General features: G+C 42.6%; 12 protein-coding genes. 9 read left to right on the forward strand and 3 right to left on the reverse strand.

Going from position 1 to position 14,775, the window contains the following annotated elements:
• The 8 genes from ABUE30_RS09795 to ABUE30_RS09830 form a co-directional block, all read left to right on the forward strand.
• The coding region (locus ABUE30_RS09795) for a bacteriophage T4 gp5 trimerisation domain-containing protein (RefSeq protein ID WP_408623584.1) at nt 1–732 on the forward strand (732 nt) is incomplete at its 5' end.
• Nucleotides 729–1,598, forward strand: a complete 870-nt coding sequence (locus ABUE30_RS09800) for a DUF4123 domain-containing protein (protein ID WP_408623585.1) — start codon at nt 729–731, stop codon at nt 1,596–1,598. The genes ABUE30_RS09795 and ABUE30_RS09800, both read left to right, overlap by 4 nt.
• Nucleotides 1,599–1,603: 5 nt before the next feature.
• Nucleotides 1,604–5,068 (forward strand): T6SS effector BTH_I2691 family protein, encoded by a 3,465-nt coding sequence (locus tag ABUE30_RS09805; protein WP_408623855.1) that lies wholly within the window; start codon nt 1,604–1,606, stop codon nt 5,066–5,068.
• Nucleotides 5,055–5,819 (forward strand): hypothetical protein, encoded by a 765-nt coding sequence (locus tag ABUE30_RS09810; RefSeq protein WP_408623586.1) that lies wholly within the window; start codon nt 5,055–5,057, stop codon nt 5,817–5,819. Before ABUE30_RS09805 ends, ABUE30_RS09810 begins: the two co-directional genes overlap by 14 nt.
• 249 nt (nt 5,820–6,068) lie before the next feature.
• The gene (locus ABUE30_RS09815; RefSeq protein ID WP_408623587.1) at nt 6,069–6,830 is read left to right on the forward strand and encodes a hypothetical protein; all 762 of its coding nucleotides are present in this window, start codon (nt 6,069–6,071) and stop codon (nt 6,828–6,830) included.
• 239 nt (nt 6,831–7,069) lie between these two features.
• Nucleotides 7,070–7,831: a transporter permease gene (locus tag ABUE30_RS09820; RefSeq protein ID WP_408623588.1), complete on the forward strand. Its 762-nt coding sequence runs from the start codon at nt 7,070–7,072 to the stop codon at nt 7,829–7,831.
• A gap of 239 nt (nt 7,832–8,070) precedes the next feature.
• Nucleotides 8,071–8,832 (forward strand): transporter permease, encoded by a 762-nt coding sequence (locus ABUE30_RS09825; protein WP_408623590.1) that lies wholly within the window; start codon nt 8,071–8,073, stop codon nt 8,830–8,832.
• A gap of 152 nt (nt 8,833–8,984) precedes the next feature.
• Nucleotides 8,985–9,746 carry a hypothetical protein gene (locus ABUE30_RS09830; protein ID WP_408623592.1) on the forward strand — a complete coding sequence of 254 codons (762 nt, stop codon included), beginning with the start codon at nt 8,985–8,987 and terminating at the stop codon, nt 9,744–9,746.
• 374 nt (nt 9,747–10,120) lie between these two features.
• Here the strand turns inward: ABUE30_RS09830 and recG are convergent, their stop codons facing one another.
• A complete protein-coding gene (gene recG / locus ABUE30_RS09835) occupies nt 10,121–12,196 on the reverse strand; it encodes an ATP-dependent DNA helicase RecG (protein WP_408623593.1) in 2,076 nt (691 codons plus the stop codon).
• 259 nt (nt 12,197–12,455) lie between these two features.
• Here recG and ABUE30_RS09840 point away from each other — a divergent pair, with 259 nt between their 5' ends.
• The gene (locus ABUE30_RS09840; protein ID WP_408623594.1) at nt 12,456–12,995 is read left to right on the forward strand and encodes a hypothetical protein; all 540 of its coding nucleotides are present in this window, start codon (nt 12,456–12,458) and stop codon (nt 12,993–12,995) included.
• 62 nt (nt 12,996–13,057) lie between these two features.
• Here ABUE30_RS09840 and ydfZ read toward each other — a convergent pair whose 3' ends face one another.
• The gene (gene ydfZ, locus ABUE30_RS09845; protein WP_408623595.1) at nt 13,058–13,252 is read right to left on the reverse strand and encodes a putative selenium delivery protein YdfZ; all 195 of its coding nucleotides are present in this window, start codon (nt 13,250–13,252) and stop codon (nt 13,058–13,060) included.
• A 187-nt stretch (nt 13,253–13,439) separates the two neighbouring features.
• Entirely contained in the window at nt 13,440–14,759 is a 1,320-nt protein-coding gene (locus ABUE30_RS09850; protein WP_408623596.1) for an amidohydrolase, read from the reverse strand.
• Between the last annotated feature and the right edge of the window lie 16 nt (nt 14,760–14,775).

A 14,775-nucleotide genomic window follows, 5' to 3' on the forward strand; every position in this document is an offset into this window, starting at 1 on the left:
ACGTACCATGCCACCCACCAACCGCCGTACCCCTTGCCGGCCCATAAAACCCGCACGGTGCTGCGCACCGAGACGCATCAGGGGCAAGGGTATAACGAACTGCGCTTTGAAGACCAAGCGCACGAAGAAGAAATCTTTGTGCATGCGCAAAAGGACTTCAACAGCCACATTGAGAACGACCGCAAGGCTGAGATAGGGCAAGACAATCATCTGACGGTGGCCCGCCATCAGTTCAGCCACATCAAGGGCGATGAACACAATCGTGTGGACGGGGAAAGCCGGGTGCATGTCCGGGGCATGCAAACCCAGTATGTTGAGCAGTCGCTGCACATGAAGCAGGGGCAATCGATGGTAGTACAAGCGGGCCAAGACATTCACCTCAAATCGGGCGGTCGGATGGTGTTAGAAAGCGCTTCAGAAATCACCGTCAAAGCCGGTGGCAGCTTTGTGAAAGTGGATGCGTCAGGGGTGTCTCTGGTGGGCCCTGCGATTAACTTAAACTCAGGGGGCAGTGCCGGCAGTGGTAGTGGCTATGCGGGCAAAATTGCAACCTTACCCAAAGGGGTAACCAAACCTGATGCTCCAGATGAAGCATTGATCACGAATGTACAAGCAACTCAAACAGGGGCTAATCCACTGTTAAAAAATCAGCAAATAGATGCTTTAACTGGTAATGAACCGGTGTGTGAGCAATGTAAAGCCGACGAACCATCTGAGTCACATGAATCATGAGTTATGATATTCCCTATATGATGGTGCCGCCTGAACAGGTTCTCTATCTATTAGTGGATGGGGGGCAAGTGAGCTCATTGGCCGAGCAGCTCTATAACCTTGATGGCCCATTGGCGCTCGAGGCCATCTATATGTTTGAGCCGTATGATGAGCTAAGAGCCGTCTCGCCTTATATCATTCAAGCCATTCCATCTGTTCAGCAGTGGTTTTTTGCATTAGAGCAACCCACGGCTGGTTATTTTGTGAGCTCATCTAGCTCGCTGGCCGATCTGGCCGACCACTTTCGTCAGTTCATTAAAGTGTATCCACCCTATGGCAGTGTCGCCTTTTTCAAAATGGCACACTCAGAGGCTGCATGGGTACTTTTTAACGATCAAGTGGCATCATTCTGGTTGTCAATTGAGCATGTCTGGGTGCCCACTCGTTTTGGGCTTCAAGAGATGGATTCGCCATTTAAAGCCAAAGCTTTTGCTGATACCGCGCAAGCGACTCTCACAGACTGGCTGATTATTGACGAATCGCAGTGGCAGCAATTGGGTTTGATTGTTTGGCGCAATACCTTAGATAGTATTCATCAGCATGTTACGCAGTGGTTTGCTAAGCGCTTAAGCTCGCAAGAAGACCCCCAAGCGTGGCTAGCTGAGCATGCACAAGTGGCTTATAAACGAGGTTTTTGCACTGAAAGTGATCTGCTCATGTACTTTAATATTATCGGCCTTTTAGGTGAGTCTGCCGTCACCCATGAACAAGCTTACCCCGATATTTTCCAACTTCTGACCGAGCCTTCTGCCCGTTCGCCATCACAGCGTGTGGATGAGGCGGAACTATTAGCAGAAAAATATGCCAACCAGGATCTGTCTGTATGAGTGAAATGTTGAAATCCCCGCAACGGGACGCTGCTAAAGCAGGTAAACAAAGTGATGCAAAATCAGCCAGTAAGCAGTGTAAATTAAAATCAGGGACTATTTCGATAGTTCCTGTTCGCTATGCACTTGATGATGTTGACCCTAAAAAAGAGTTGCCGTGCAACCCCCTTCCAAAAAGCGAGCACTGGCATCCACCGTTTAAACTCACTCAATCGCATTACACATTGCGCCAACTGCGGGATGGCTGGCTGTACGTTTACAGCAACAACCATAAAACGTTGCAAGAATATCAGGTAAGCGGGATTCATTTAGCTCCGGCACAATGGGGAAGTGGCCAACCGGCGGATACTCAGGCGGGTAAACCCTATTTTCAACATTCGGTCCAAGACACCTTGTTTATAGCTTTTGCCCACCAACGCTGGAGTCAACGCCTCTGTGAGCAAATGCTCTCAAGCGTTAATGCCCGTCACAAGTGGATGCGTCAGCTTAACTTGTCGCATTACCACACCACTATGGAGCATCAGCATGTCGCCGATATCAGCCTGCTCGGTGCGCGTGTCGCCGATATTAGTACCACTCAAGCACCCGTTGCACCCGATGCGTTTAGCAACACCTGTACACCACTTGATAATCATCATATTCCCAAAAAAACGAGCCGTGCCAGTGAGCGTTTTAATTTAGTTGCCGCCAAACCGGCGCACAAAGAGGCGACCTACATCGCCCAGTTAAACACCCAAGGCAAACAAACGACCCAAAATGCCGTATTTATCGCTCTTGATGATGTACTTGCGGATACCACGGATGACTTTTTGTTGTTATTCCGTGATTGGATGGAAAAAGAGATCATCCTCAAGGATGAAAAAAACCGACAAAAATTACAAATGGCCGATATTGCCCGTAGCCTAGGACGGGTCAGGCTACCCGAAGATAAATTACCGACTATGGTAAAAACAGATCCATCACTGCAAATCGATTTTGAAAATGATCTTACAGAATATCTTCTGCTTGCTAATCAATATAACTGGGGCGTCACCGACGAAGAAGTTACCCAACACACGGCTCAAGTCCTTTCTAAAAAAAGTGATCCCGGCGCATCTATTTTTGAAATCGCCAATCGAGCATTTTATAGGAGATTTTTGGAAAAAAATAAAAAAATTAAGAGCTATTGGAAATATCAACCGACAGACAATGATAAAACGTTAGCAAAAAATATTGACAAATATGAAGGTGAAGTACGTTGGGATGACCTGGATAAATTTCTAAAAGAGATACTTAAAAAACTGAATGGGTATGATAAAAAAATAGAGAATCGTTGTGTAGAATTTCTCTCTACATTACACCAACTAGGGCTCGAGCCAGAATCTTTTGGTATTGATAATCAGCAAGTGAATGGGCAAGTTTACTTAGTTACACTTTTTTACCCATTTTTAATGGGGCTCATTAACGTCGCAAATAGTGATGCGGTAAAAAAACAGCTAAGAGATGAGCTATCGCTAGATGATCCCAAAAACCTATTAGCACTGGCCCCAATGGGGTTCTCTTACAACGTGGCTCAGGCACTGCGCAGCAATACAACCAATGCTTCAAACTTTCTCAATGTTTCGAGCATGCTTATGCTTGCTGGGCGGATTGCTGATTGGAACTCTTTAATTGATAATCCGAATATCACCCAGCAAAACTGGTTTAAAGCACTCATTGAGCCAACTCAAAATATTATTATTGCTTTTCGAAATGCGGCGATACATTCAGCGGGTCAAATGATCAATTCAATATTTGATCTACTATTTCCTATTCAATCCAAACCCTGGAACACACCCGAATCAATTGTTTATAATTTGAAATTTGTATATTCAAAATTGATCACAACACCGCTAAAGGATGGACTGAAGTTTTCTAAAAACTTTCAAAATGAAATTGAAAAAACGAGCGAAACATTACAAGAGCTATATAAAGAGAGATATGATCGCTTTGGCATTAAGCACGGTAAGGTTGTTCCTGTCCCCGCAGACATTCAAAAGAGTAAAGGCCTGATATTAGACGGTGCCATTGCATCGGTTAAAACAGAAGGGATTATATTAGCCAATAACGAGTATGCACAAGCTGCTCGCAGCGCTGTTATTGCTAAATTAAATCGAGTCCAAAATAAAGCAACTGAAAGTTGGCATAATATTGAAGGACTCAGTGGTCTGATTGCTCTTTTAAACGTAGTCAACCTATCTATAACATTGGGTTCCATTAAAGAGATCTGGCAAAAAGATGACAGCCTCGCGCATTGGGACTTTGCCGCGCAGCTAACCGCAACCTCAAGTTGGACAATATCAGCTGTCGCCGATGTATTTAAAAATAAAAGTGCGAAAGTAGTAAACACATTGATTACAGATGAAACATTAAAACAACCCTTACTTCGATTCATAGGGTTTTCATCAGAGGTTATAGGACAAAATCTTAAGGATCTTGTACTTCGACGATTTATCAAAGCCACTATGATATTTTCACTATTTGGTTTTGTCGCATCCGTTACAGAAGGGCTGGATAGTGGCCGATCCGCTTTTGACTCAAGTCATTCTGAGGGGGTACGGGTACTTTATGGGATTAAGACTTTTTCATTAGCTGCCGATATCGGTATCTTTGGCGTACAGTCGCTAAATTTATTTTTTAAACAAGGTTCAACTGTACTAGACACAATTCTTAATCCAGCCGCATGGATTGGCACTACATTATTTTGGGCTGGGGTTGTTTATCTAGTTGTTACAGTATTAATATACCTCTTTAAGAGGAGTGATCTACAAAAATGGCTAGCAGAATCCTATTGGGGGACCAATAGAGAGAGTGACTGGAATTTTGAGAACGCTATGCGGCAACTTCTAGCCATGATACAGACGCCTAAAATAGCATGTAATCCAAAGTTACCTCTGCCATCAAATATTCGAGAGGAACTATATAAGTCAAACGTTAAGGATGGTGGATATGGATTGATTAAATCAAACTACCATTTTCAAGTGACTATTGATTTCTCATGTCTTCCACAACAAACAAAAGAAGTGGGATTAAAAATTATATGTGCCAATAAAAACAATCTAAATAAATCCACTGAATATTACTTAAAGGGGAAATCTTTAAAGGATACCTCAAAAGTCGTCGATGAAAGTAAGGGGAAATGGCAGGTTATCAAACAAGAAAAAAATAACATAGACATTTATCGCTACACAATCGATTTTATTGGGGTTCAAACCGCTACCGATAATGACATATTTTTATCAAATTATATATCAGTTTGGGTTGCAATTCCTGCCTATATCGATAATGAGATTGAGTATATTTATTATAATTCAGATTTCACAATAACATCTTACAAGTCAGAACAGTCGAAAAATATGACAAAGATGGATGAGAGTGGGATAAAACGTTTAACCAATCGCCAATTACCCAAATTTATACCCTTAAGAGGCATTAGTCATGGAATTATCTAAAAAAGTCGCACGAGAAAAAGATAAGCCCTACTATGAACAAGCGAAAGTTTCACCGACCATTTATGCGTGGGAAGTGATGGTGCCCTATTTACCTCGTTGGATAAGAGCCGCAATGTCTTTATTTGCAATACTCGTTATTCCAGTAGCAACAACATTATTCGGTGATAATTGGTTTCTATCATTCCTGCTTTTTATATTTTCTCTACCTATTGCTTGGCTCTGTTACTATGTAATCAGTGCCGATTATCACTATCAATACCGCTTAACTGAGTATGGTATTGAGTGCAGTTGGTATCAAAAAGTGCCCAAAATTGCCTATAGCATCGATAAGTTTTTTGGCTTTATTGCAGCGCCGGTGTGCCTGATTGCTATCGTTGTGGTCGGGCCTTTAGCGCTAGTGGGTGCCGGCGGTTTTGCACTGATGGCATTAAAAGGTAAGCCTCGAACACCTGGGAAAACTGAAGACTTTATTGCCATCCATTCAGAGTTAAAGTATCTCTTTTTTTATGACCGAGAATATCGACGAATGTTTTTAATCGCTGATCCAGATTTTTTTACATATGGCTATTATTTTTATTGTGGAAGTTTTTTAGACGATTTAAAGAAATATATTCTCCCATATTATAATCAATATGAATATTATGAGGTGGATGATGATAAAGAAATGCTCGGGCATTCTCGGTATATAGAAGCTCAAAAATCGGCTCGAAAGATAAAAGCGAATGACCCTTCAATTCCAGAATATTACTGAACATTGCTAATGATCGCTTTGATTTCTAATTTATTACTTTCATTGGCATTATCAAAGCGATAATGATGAATATCGTAAATTAAAGCGCACCTCATCAGAGGGATAATTCAGTATTGATCCAAACAAAAAGTTTAATATCATTATGGGGAGCTATTAGTGGCTCGGCCATGGAATACTTTATCAAGAAAGCAATTCAGTATTGATTTAAAAATGACGTCAATAGCACATATATTGTATAGAGAATGAGTCATGGAATTATCTAAAAAATTCGTACGAGAAAAAGATAAGCCCTATTATGAACAAGCGAAAGTCTCACCGACCATTTATGCGTGGGAAGTGATAGTACCTAGTGAACCGCGTTGGATGACGGTCACAATGACTTCATTCGCACTATTTGCGTTCCCTGTTGGATCGTTATTAGGCGGTAATTGGCTCATATCACTCGGGATTTTTATATTTTCTCTACCTCTCGGCTGGCTCAGTTACTATGTGCTTGGTGCCGATTATCACTATCAATACCGTTTAACTGAGTATGGTATTGAGTACAGTTGGTATCAAAAAGTTCCCAAAATTGCCTATAGCATCGATAAGTTTTTTGGCTTTATTGCCGTACCCGTATGCCTGATTGCTATTGTTGTGGTCGGGCCTTTAGCGCTAGTGGGTGCCGGTGGTTTTGCACTCATGGCATTAAAAGGTAAGCCTCGAACACCTGGGAAAACTGAAGACTTTATTGCCATCCATTCAGAGTTAAATTATCTCTTTTTTTATGACCAAGAAGAGAATCGTATATCTTTAATGTCTAATCCATGGTTTCTGACGTATAGTTATAAAGTATATTGTGGTAATCATTTAAATGATATAAAAGAAATAATTTTCCCTTTATATAGAGATTATCAGTATTACGAAATAAATAAATATAAAGAAATTTTTCAGCATCCTCGTTTTATAGAAGCAGCAAAAGCTGGTCAGACAATAAAGAAAAACGATCCTTCAATTCCAGAATTTTACTAATAATCGCTTTGATTTCTAATTTATTACTTTCATTGGCATTATCAAAGCGATAATGATGAATATCGTAAACTAAAGCGCACCTCATCAGAGGGATAATTCAGTATTGATCCAAACAAAAAGTTTAATCTCATTATGGGGAGCTATTAATGGCTCAGCCATGAAGTAATTTATCAAGAAAGCAACTCAGGATTGATTTAAAAATGACGTCAATAGCACATATATTGTATAGAGAATGAGTCATGAAGTTATCTAAAAAAGTCGCACGAGAAAAAGATAAGCCCTACTATGAACAAGCGAAAGTTTCACCGACCATTTATGCGTGGGAAGTGATGGTGCCAACAGCACCTTATTGGTTTAGAGCTGGAATATCATTATTCGCATTATTTGCATTTCCCGTTGGCTCATTATTAGGCGATGATTGGGTGGCATCACTTGGGCTTTTTATCTTATGTCTGCCTGTCGGCTGGCTCAGTTACTATGTAATCAGTGCCGATTATCATTATCAATACCGCCTAACCGAGTATGGTATTGAGTACAGTTGGTATCAAAAAGTGCCCCAAATTGCCTATAGTATCGATAAGTTTTTTGGCTTTATTGCAGCGCCGGTGTGCCTGATTGCTATCGTTGTGGTCGGGCCTTTAGCGCTAGTGGGTGCCGGTGGTTTTGCACTGATGGCATTAAAAGGTAAGCCTCGAACACCTGGGAAAACTGAAGACTTTATTGCCATCCATTCAGAGTTAAACTATCTCTTTTTTTATGACCAAGAAGAGAATCGTATATCTTTAATGTCTAATCCATGGTTCCTGACGTATAGTTATAAAGTATATTGTGGTAATCATTTAAATGATATAAAAGAAATAATTTTCCCTTTATATAGAGATTATCAGTATTACGAAATAAATAAATATAAAGAAATTTTTCAGCATCCTCGTTTTATAGAAGCAGCAAAAGCTGGTCAGACAATAAAGAAAAACGATCCTTCAATTCCAGAATTTTACTAATAATCGCTTTGATTTCTAATTTATTACTTTCATTGGCATTATCAAAGCGATAATGATGAATATCGTAAACTAAAGCGCACCTCATCAGAGGGATAATTCAGTATTGATCCAAACAAAAAGTTTAATCTCATTATGGGGAGCTATTAATGGCTCAGCCATGAAGTAATTTATCAAGAAAGCAACTCAGGATTGATTTAAAAATGACGTCAATAGCACATATATTGTATAGAGAATGAGTCATGAAGTTATCTAAAAAAGTCGCACGAGAAAAAGATAAGCCCTACTATGAACAAGCGAAAGTTTCACCGACCATTTATGCGTGGGAAGTGATGGTGCCAACAGCACCTTATTGGTTTAGAGCTGGAATATCATTATTCGCATTATTTGCATTTCCCGTTGGCTCATTATTAGGCGATGATTGGGTGGCATCACTTGGGCTTTTTATCTTATGTCTGCCTGTCGGCTGGCTCAGTTACTATGTAATCAGTGCCGATTATCATTATCAATACCGCCTAACCGAGTATGGTATTGAGTACAGTTGGTATCAAAAAGTGCCCCAAATTGCCTATAGTATCGATAAGTTTTTTGGCTTTATTGCAGCGCCGGTGTGCCTGATTGCTATCGTTGTGGTCGGGCCTTTAGCGCTAGTGGGTGCCGGTGGCTTTGCACTAATGGGCTTGGTAGGCAAACCACGAATACCTGAAAAGAAAAGAAAATTTATTGCCATCCATTCAGAGTTAAAGTATCTCTTTTTTTATGACCAAGAAGAGAATCGTATATCTTTAATGTCTAATCCATGGTTTCTGACGTATAGTTATAAAGTATATTGTGGTAATCATTTAAATGACATAAAAGAAATCATTTTCCCTTTATATAGAGATTATCAGTATTACGAAATAAATAAATATAAAGAAATTTTTCAGCATCCTCGTTTTATAGAAGCGCGAGAAGCTGGTCAAACAATAAAGAAAAATGACCCTTCAATTCCAGAACTTTACTAATGATCGCTTTGATTTCTAATTTATTACTTTCATTGGCATTATCAAAGCGATAATGATGAATATCGTAAATCATAACGGATCTGTCAAAGGGACAACTCAGTATTGATTTAAAAATGACGTCAATAGCACATATATTGTATAGAGAATGAGTCATGGAATTATCTAAAAAAGTCGCACGAGGAAAAGATAAGCCCTATTATGAACAAGCGAAAGTCTCCCCGACCATTTATGCGTGGGAGGTGGTGGTGCCTTATGCACCTCACTGGATAAGAGTTGCCATGTCTTTATTTTTAGTGGCTTTACCTACGTTACCTTCTTTATTTTTCGATGATTGGATTATATCATTAGAGATGTTTATCTTTTCGATGGGGATCGGTTGGCTCAGCTACTATGTAATCAGTGCCGATTATTACTATCAATACCGCCTAACCGAGTATGGTATTGAGTGCAGTTGGTATCAAAAAGTGCCCAAAATTGCCTATAGCATCGATAAGTTTTTTGGCTTTATTGCAGCGCCGGTGTGCCTGATTGCTATCGTTGTGGTCGGGCCTTTAGCGCTAGTGGGTGCCGGTGGCTTTGCACTAATGGGCCTGGTAGGCAAACCACGAATACCTGAAAAGAAAAGAAAATTTATTGCCATCCATTCAGAATTAAAGTATCTCTTTTTTTATGACTATGAGTTTAAACAAGTGTCTTTAATCCCTGATCCATTTTTTTTAAGTTATACGTATGATTTTTATTGTGAAGATTATTTAGATGATATAAAAAAGTATATTTTCCCTTACTATAATAACTATGAATACTATGAAGTAACTAAGTACATTGATTTATACGAAACGCCGCAATTTAAGGAAGCTAAAGCCGCAGCAAAAAAAATAAAAGCAAATGACCCTTCAATTCCAGAATTTTACTGAACATTGCTAATGATCGCTTTGATTTCTAATTTATTACTTTCATTGGCTTTATCAAAGTGATAATGATGAATATCGTAAACTATAACGGATCCCGAGAAAAAGTGTTAATCATAGAATTATGTAATTTTATCGAATAAACAATAAAATATGATGGCCACGATCTATTCCAAAAATTAGTTAAAGAAAGGCAAATAAGAGCGAATTTTTGAATTAAATAAAACAACAAAATTATCGTTGTATATTATTGCTATTGTTTTACTCACACGATTGTTTATATAGACTCGATAAAAAATTTCAGCCTAAAGTTAGGCGATGCGAATTAGCAAATTGTGGGAAGTATATATGAACCTATGTAAGAAAGGTATTTCTTGCTTCTAAGCTTGCACATATTTTTGGCGTTGCCCTAGCCAACGACGAATTAATGGTTCGATAAGTTCTGGGTGTTGGTTTAAGACCTGATCGGCGAGTTCTCGAGCTGGGGTGAGTAGTGCTTGATCACGCATTAAGTCGGCAATTTTAAAGCTCACTAGCCCTGTTTGTCGAGTTCCAAGGAGTTCACCTGGGCCGCGGATCTGCAAGTCACGTTCGGCAATCACAAAACCATCATTGCTGTCACGCAATACACTTAAACGGGCACCGGCCGTTTTTGATAATGGGCTATGATAGAGCAGTACGCAGTGGCTCGCTATTTTTCCTCGGCCAACTCGGCCTCGTAGTTGGTGTAACTGAGCAAGACCCAAACGCTCAGGGTTTTCAATGATCATTAAGCTGGCATTGGGGACGTCGACCCCCACTTCAATCACGGTGGTCGCAACGAGTAAGTCGAGTCGGTGTGCCTTAAACTCATCCATGACCCACTGTTTTTCTTGCCCTTTCATTCGTCCATGCACCAAGCCGATATTGAGCTCTGGTAACTGCTGTTGTAATTGCTCAGCGGTATCTTCCGCTGCTTGGCATTGCAATACTTCTGATTCCTCAATTAAAGTACAGACCCAATAAGCTTGACGTTTTTCGCTATGGCAGGCTTTTTTGACTCGCTCAATAACTTCATCACGACGAGTATCTGGAACGACCACGGTGGTCACCGGAGTCCGTCCCGGGGGCAGTTCATCGATAACCGACAGCGCTAGATCAGCATAGGCGGTCATTGCAAGTGTGCGCGGGATTGGAGTTGCGGTCATCACCAGTTGGTGAGGAACTAAACCCGCGCGGCCTTTTTCACTTAAGGCTAACCGTTGGTGAACACCAAAACGGTGCTGCTCATCGATAATCACTAAGGCAAGATCGGCAAATTGAACTTTTTCTTGAAAAATAGCGTGAGTCCCTACGACCATTTTGGCTTCACCACTTTGGATGCGCGCGAGTGCTTGAGTGCGCGCTTTGCCTTTTTGTTTACCTGCCAGCCAATCGACACTAAAACCCAACGGCTCAAACCAGGCCATAAAATTTTTCAGATGTTGCTCGGCGAGAATTTCGGTTGGTGCCATTAATGCTACTTGTTGCCCTTGGGCAAGTGCTTGTACGGCAGCAAGCGCGGCCACTAGCGTTTTACCACTGCCAACATCGCCTTGTACCAGACGCATCATCGGCCAGCTTTGACTTAAGTCGGCACTGATTTGTTTGGCGACTCGTTGCTGCGCGTTGGTGGGGATAAAGCCGAGTTGGGCTAACAATTGAGCTTGCAGCTTTGGCGTGGGTGGAAGAGCATAGGCTGGTTCACGCTGCGCCGTTTGGCGCAGTGTTAGTAGGCTTAATTGGTGAGCACATAGCTCTTCTAGCGCCAATCGCTGTAGAGCCGGATGACTCCCATCTTCTAAGTCGGTTAAGTGCGTGTGCGGTGGCGGCCGGTGGAGTAGTTGCAATGCATCTTGAAGTGATGGCAGTGCACTGAGCCGCTGGCTTTGCTCGGGCAGTAATGGCTTTGGCGGATAATCTTCGATCAAGGCTAAGGCTTGATCAGTGAGCTGACGCAGCGTTAATTGGCGCAGTCCCTCGGTTGTTGGGTAGACTGGCGTCAGCTGCGCTTCAACGGCGATGGATTGCTCGGCATCGAAAATCTGGTATTCAGGATGGACGATCTCCCAGCCATGCTTGCCACGACGCACTTCACCATAAGCACGCAGTTTAGCACCCACTTCCATCGCATTTTTTTGGCCCTGGTTAAAATTAAAAAAGATGAGCGTTAAACTGCCGCTGCCGTCTTGAATGCGACAGCTGAGAATGCGCCGACGACCAAACAAGGTATCTACTTTTTGGATAGTGCCACAGACACTCACATGAATGCCGGCCAGCAGATCATTGATAGGCCAGATGTGAGTGCGATCTTCATAACGCAGTGGCAGATGGAACAACAAATCTTGCAGCGAAGTGATCTCAAGGCGCTGTAACTTCTCGGCGAGTTTAGCGCCGATCCCTTTGAGCACGGTGACGGATGTTTGCTCAAGCTGCATATCAAACCACTGTAAATATGATCAGGATTTTAAGTATATTCAATTGTATCAGGAAAATCAGCAATCAATTCTATTAGGCTAGCAAGATAACGACGGACTTTGTTTTATAAGCGCAATTTCCCTACACACAACAGTGGCAGTTAGCGTTGTCACCTGACTGTCTGGTCAATGACTGCTGCCTGACAGATTGCTGGCATGGTCAACGGCCGTGTTTGCGGCAATGCTAGTGGCCTGACAACTAGTCGCTGAGAACTGTAAGATGATTGATAATATTAAGATGATTGATAATATTTTGGCTGGGACTCCTTATTGGGTGTGGTTGGTGCTGCTTTATATCCTCAAAGTCGGTGTGAGCGGATTGACTGATCGTGTTTTAGCGGTCAACCGGTTAGGTGTACTTGGGGTGGTGTTTGTAGGGGGATCGCTGCATGATTTAATCGCGGTTCAGCCGTGGCTACAATTATTTCTGCATTGTATGCTTTGGGGCGGCGGATTATTAGTCGGTGCGTTCATTGGGCAAGCTATTTTTGGCCCGCTGTTACGTAGGTTGTATTGTGGTCAAGATGGTCAAGTCTATATCCCCGGCAGCAAACGATTATTGTTGATGCTACTCGTGGCGTTCATTGGGCATTATGTGTTAGCCGTTAGCGCCGCTATTTCGTTGCAACCGCAGTGGTTAATCATGAATATCGTTTTTTCTGGTTTGATGAGTGGGGTATTTATCTATCGGGCGTTGCAAGGGCGTCGTCAATATCGGCGTGTGGTGAATCAATGTCAGTCAGTTAACTCGGCGTTCTAGCGGACGAAAAAGATATTGGGCGATGCATATCGTCCAATATCTTCTAAATATATTGCTAAAAATTAACCTAATCTGACGAGATCAATAGGAGCAAATTGACCTTGTTTGAGCTGAATACAGCGGTTATGTTCTGCCGCATAGGCGGACAGGTTTTCAGCGTGGATTTGCTCAATCTGTGATGTTTCGCCACTAGGTTTAATTAATACGCGCTGGCCAACGGTTAACTCATTGTGGTTAAGATCATAAACTTTACTCATTATCTGTTCCTTCTGTGAAGTGGCAACAGATCCATTGTAGAACGGTTGTTTTGGACTGTTTTGTCAGGGATCATTTTTATAAGATTCTTTCGCGAGGCAGGTTTGACGAATAAGGGCTTGCTCTGGCATTGTCATTCGCGGTCAGTATTGGCGCACCGACTTGTCAAAAGACGATGCGCCAGAGCCGTCAAGATTCAGACTTAAACTGATCGAAGTTTAAGGTGAGCATGGCTAAGGTATGCAGCGCATCGCTTAACACGATTTCGTTAAAATCAAAGTGCTCGTTATGGTGGCCCGCAGCTAGTTGGGTGCCAAAAATGCTGTAGGCGGCTTGGCCTCCGCATGCTTTGACTCGCTCCATAAAGTAGGTAGCATCTTCTGAGCCGGCCGGTTTTTGACTGTGGCTATGAACGGCGCTAAACCGACCGGAAGCTTGAGCTTGCTGCTGAATAAATGAAATCCACTCAGGGCTAGAGACGCTGCTTTGCGCTGCGCCAACGAGTTTTATTGTGTAGTCGACCCCATACATGGTGGCGACCCCTTGAATGATCTGCTTTGCCTGCTGATAGATATAGTTATTGATGGTGTTATTCTGCCCGCGTGTCTCTACCTTAAGCAGTGCACTCGGTGCGATGATATTACGGCCCGTTCCTGCATTGAGTACCCCAACGTTGATGCGCGAGGCGCCTTCACTATGGCGATTGATGGCATGCAGGGCTAAGGTGGCCTGCGCGGCGGCAAGCAGTGCGCTACGGCCTTGTTCAGGATTGCCGCCAGCATGCGCCGCAATTCCGGTGAAGGTGACATCGAGTTTACTGGTTGCCATAAATGAGTCGTTGGCGCAGACCATCTGTCCTTGAGCAATACCAGTCCCAATATGAATAGCGGTAAAATAATCGACGTCATCCACCACACCCGCTAGCGCCATCGATTTGGCGCCGCGTGTTCCTTCCTCGGCGGGCTGAAAAATGATTTTTACGCAGCCTGACCATTCAGCGCGCGTTTGCGCAAGCAATGTTGCGAGCCCTAAGCCAATGGCAGTATGCCCATCATGGCCGCAGGCGTGCATCATTCGCTCATTGACCGAGCCAAATCCTGCTTGGCTAGGAATATGGTTTGGGTCGTCTACTTCATCTAAGTCAAGCGCATCCATATCGACCCGATAGCCGATAGTCGGTCCGGGTTTGCCGCTATCTAACGTGGCCACTATGCCGGTAAAACCATTGGCAAAATGGGAAAGCCACGGCTCGATGGCACCTTGTTCACGAGCCCGTTCAAAGGCTGCTGCCATGACTTCTTGTGCGGGCAGTCCCATCCGAGCATCGGCCACAAATACTTCTTGGCCGAGTTGTAATTGATAGCCGAGCTTATCAAGAATATCTGCGACAACAGAGGCTGTCCGATATTCGAGCCATCCTGATTCGGCAAATTGGTGAAAGTCACGTCGCCATGCAATCATTTGCGGTTCAATGTGTTTGACGATGGTACTCAGTTGTGCGGTATCCATAGTATCTCCTTAAAAA

This window comes from Celerinatantimonas yamalensis (assembly GCF_046054155.1).
In the GTDB taxonomy this organism is placed as follows: Bacteria; Pseudomonadota; Gammaproteobacteria; order Enterobacterales; family Celerinatantimonadaceae; genus Celerinatantimonas; species Celerinatantimonas yamalensis.

Excerpts from the sequence above, each read along its gene's own strand:
- ABUE30_RS09805 (WP_408623855.1), top strand. The coding sequence starts at position 1,604 with ATGTTGAAATCCCCGCAACGGGACGCTGCTAAAGCAGGTAAACAAAGT.
- ABUE30_RS09815 (WP_408623587.1), top strand. The coding sequence starts at position 6,069 with ATGGAATTATCTAAAAAATTCGTACGAGAAAAAGATAAGCCCTATTAT.
- ABUE30_RS09810 (WP_408623586.1), top strand. The coding sequence starts at position 5,055 with ATGGAATTATCTAAAAAAGTCGCACGAGAAAAAGATAAGCCCTACTAT.
- ABUE30_RS09840 (WP_408623594.1), top strand. The coding sequence starts at position 12,456 with ATGATTGATAATATTAAGATGATTGATAATATTTTGGCTGGGACTCCT.
- ABUE30_RS09800 (WP_408623585.1), top strand. The coding sequence starts at position 729 with ATGAGTTATGATATTCCCTATATGATGGTGCCGCCTGAACAGGTTCTC.
- ABUE30_RS09850 (WP_408623596.1), bottom strand. The coding sequence starts at position 14,759 with ATGGATACCGCACAACTGAGTACCATCGTCAAACACATTGAACCGCAA.
- ABUE30_RS09830 (WP_408623592.1), top strand. The coding sequence starts at position 8,985 with ATGGAATTATCTAAAAAAGTCGCACGAGGAAAAGATAAGCCCTATTAT.
- ABUE30_RS09825 (WP_408623590.1), top strand. The coding sequence starts at position 8,071 with ATGAAGTTATCTAAAAAAGTCGCACGAGAAAAAGATAAGCCCTACTAT.
- recG (WP_408623593.1), bottom strand. The coding sequence starts at position 12,196 with ATGCAGCTTGAGCAAACATCCGTCACCGTGCTCAAAGGGATCGGCGCT.
- ydfZ (WP_408623595.1), bottom strand. The coding sequence starts at position 13,252 with ATGAGTAAAGTTTATGATCTTAACCACAATGAGTTAACCGTTGGCCAG.
- ABUE30_RS09820 (WP_408623588.1), top strand. The coding sequence starts at position 7,070 with ATGAAGTTATCTAAAAAAGTCGCACGAGAAAAAGATAAGCCCTACTAT.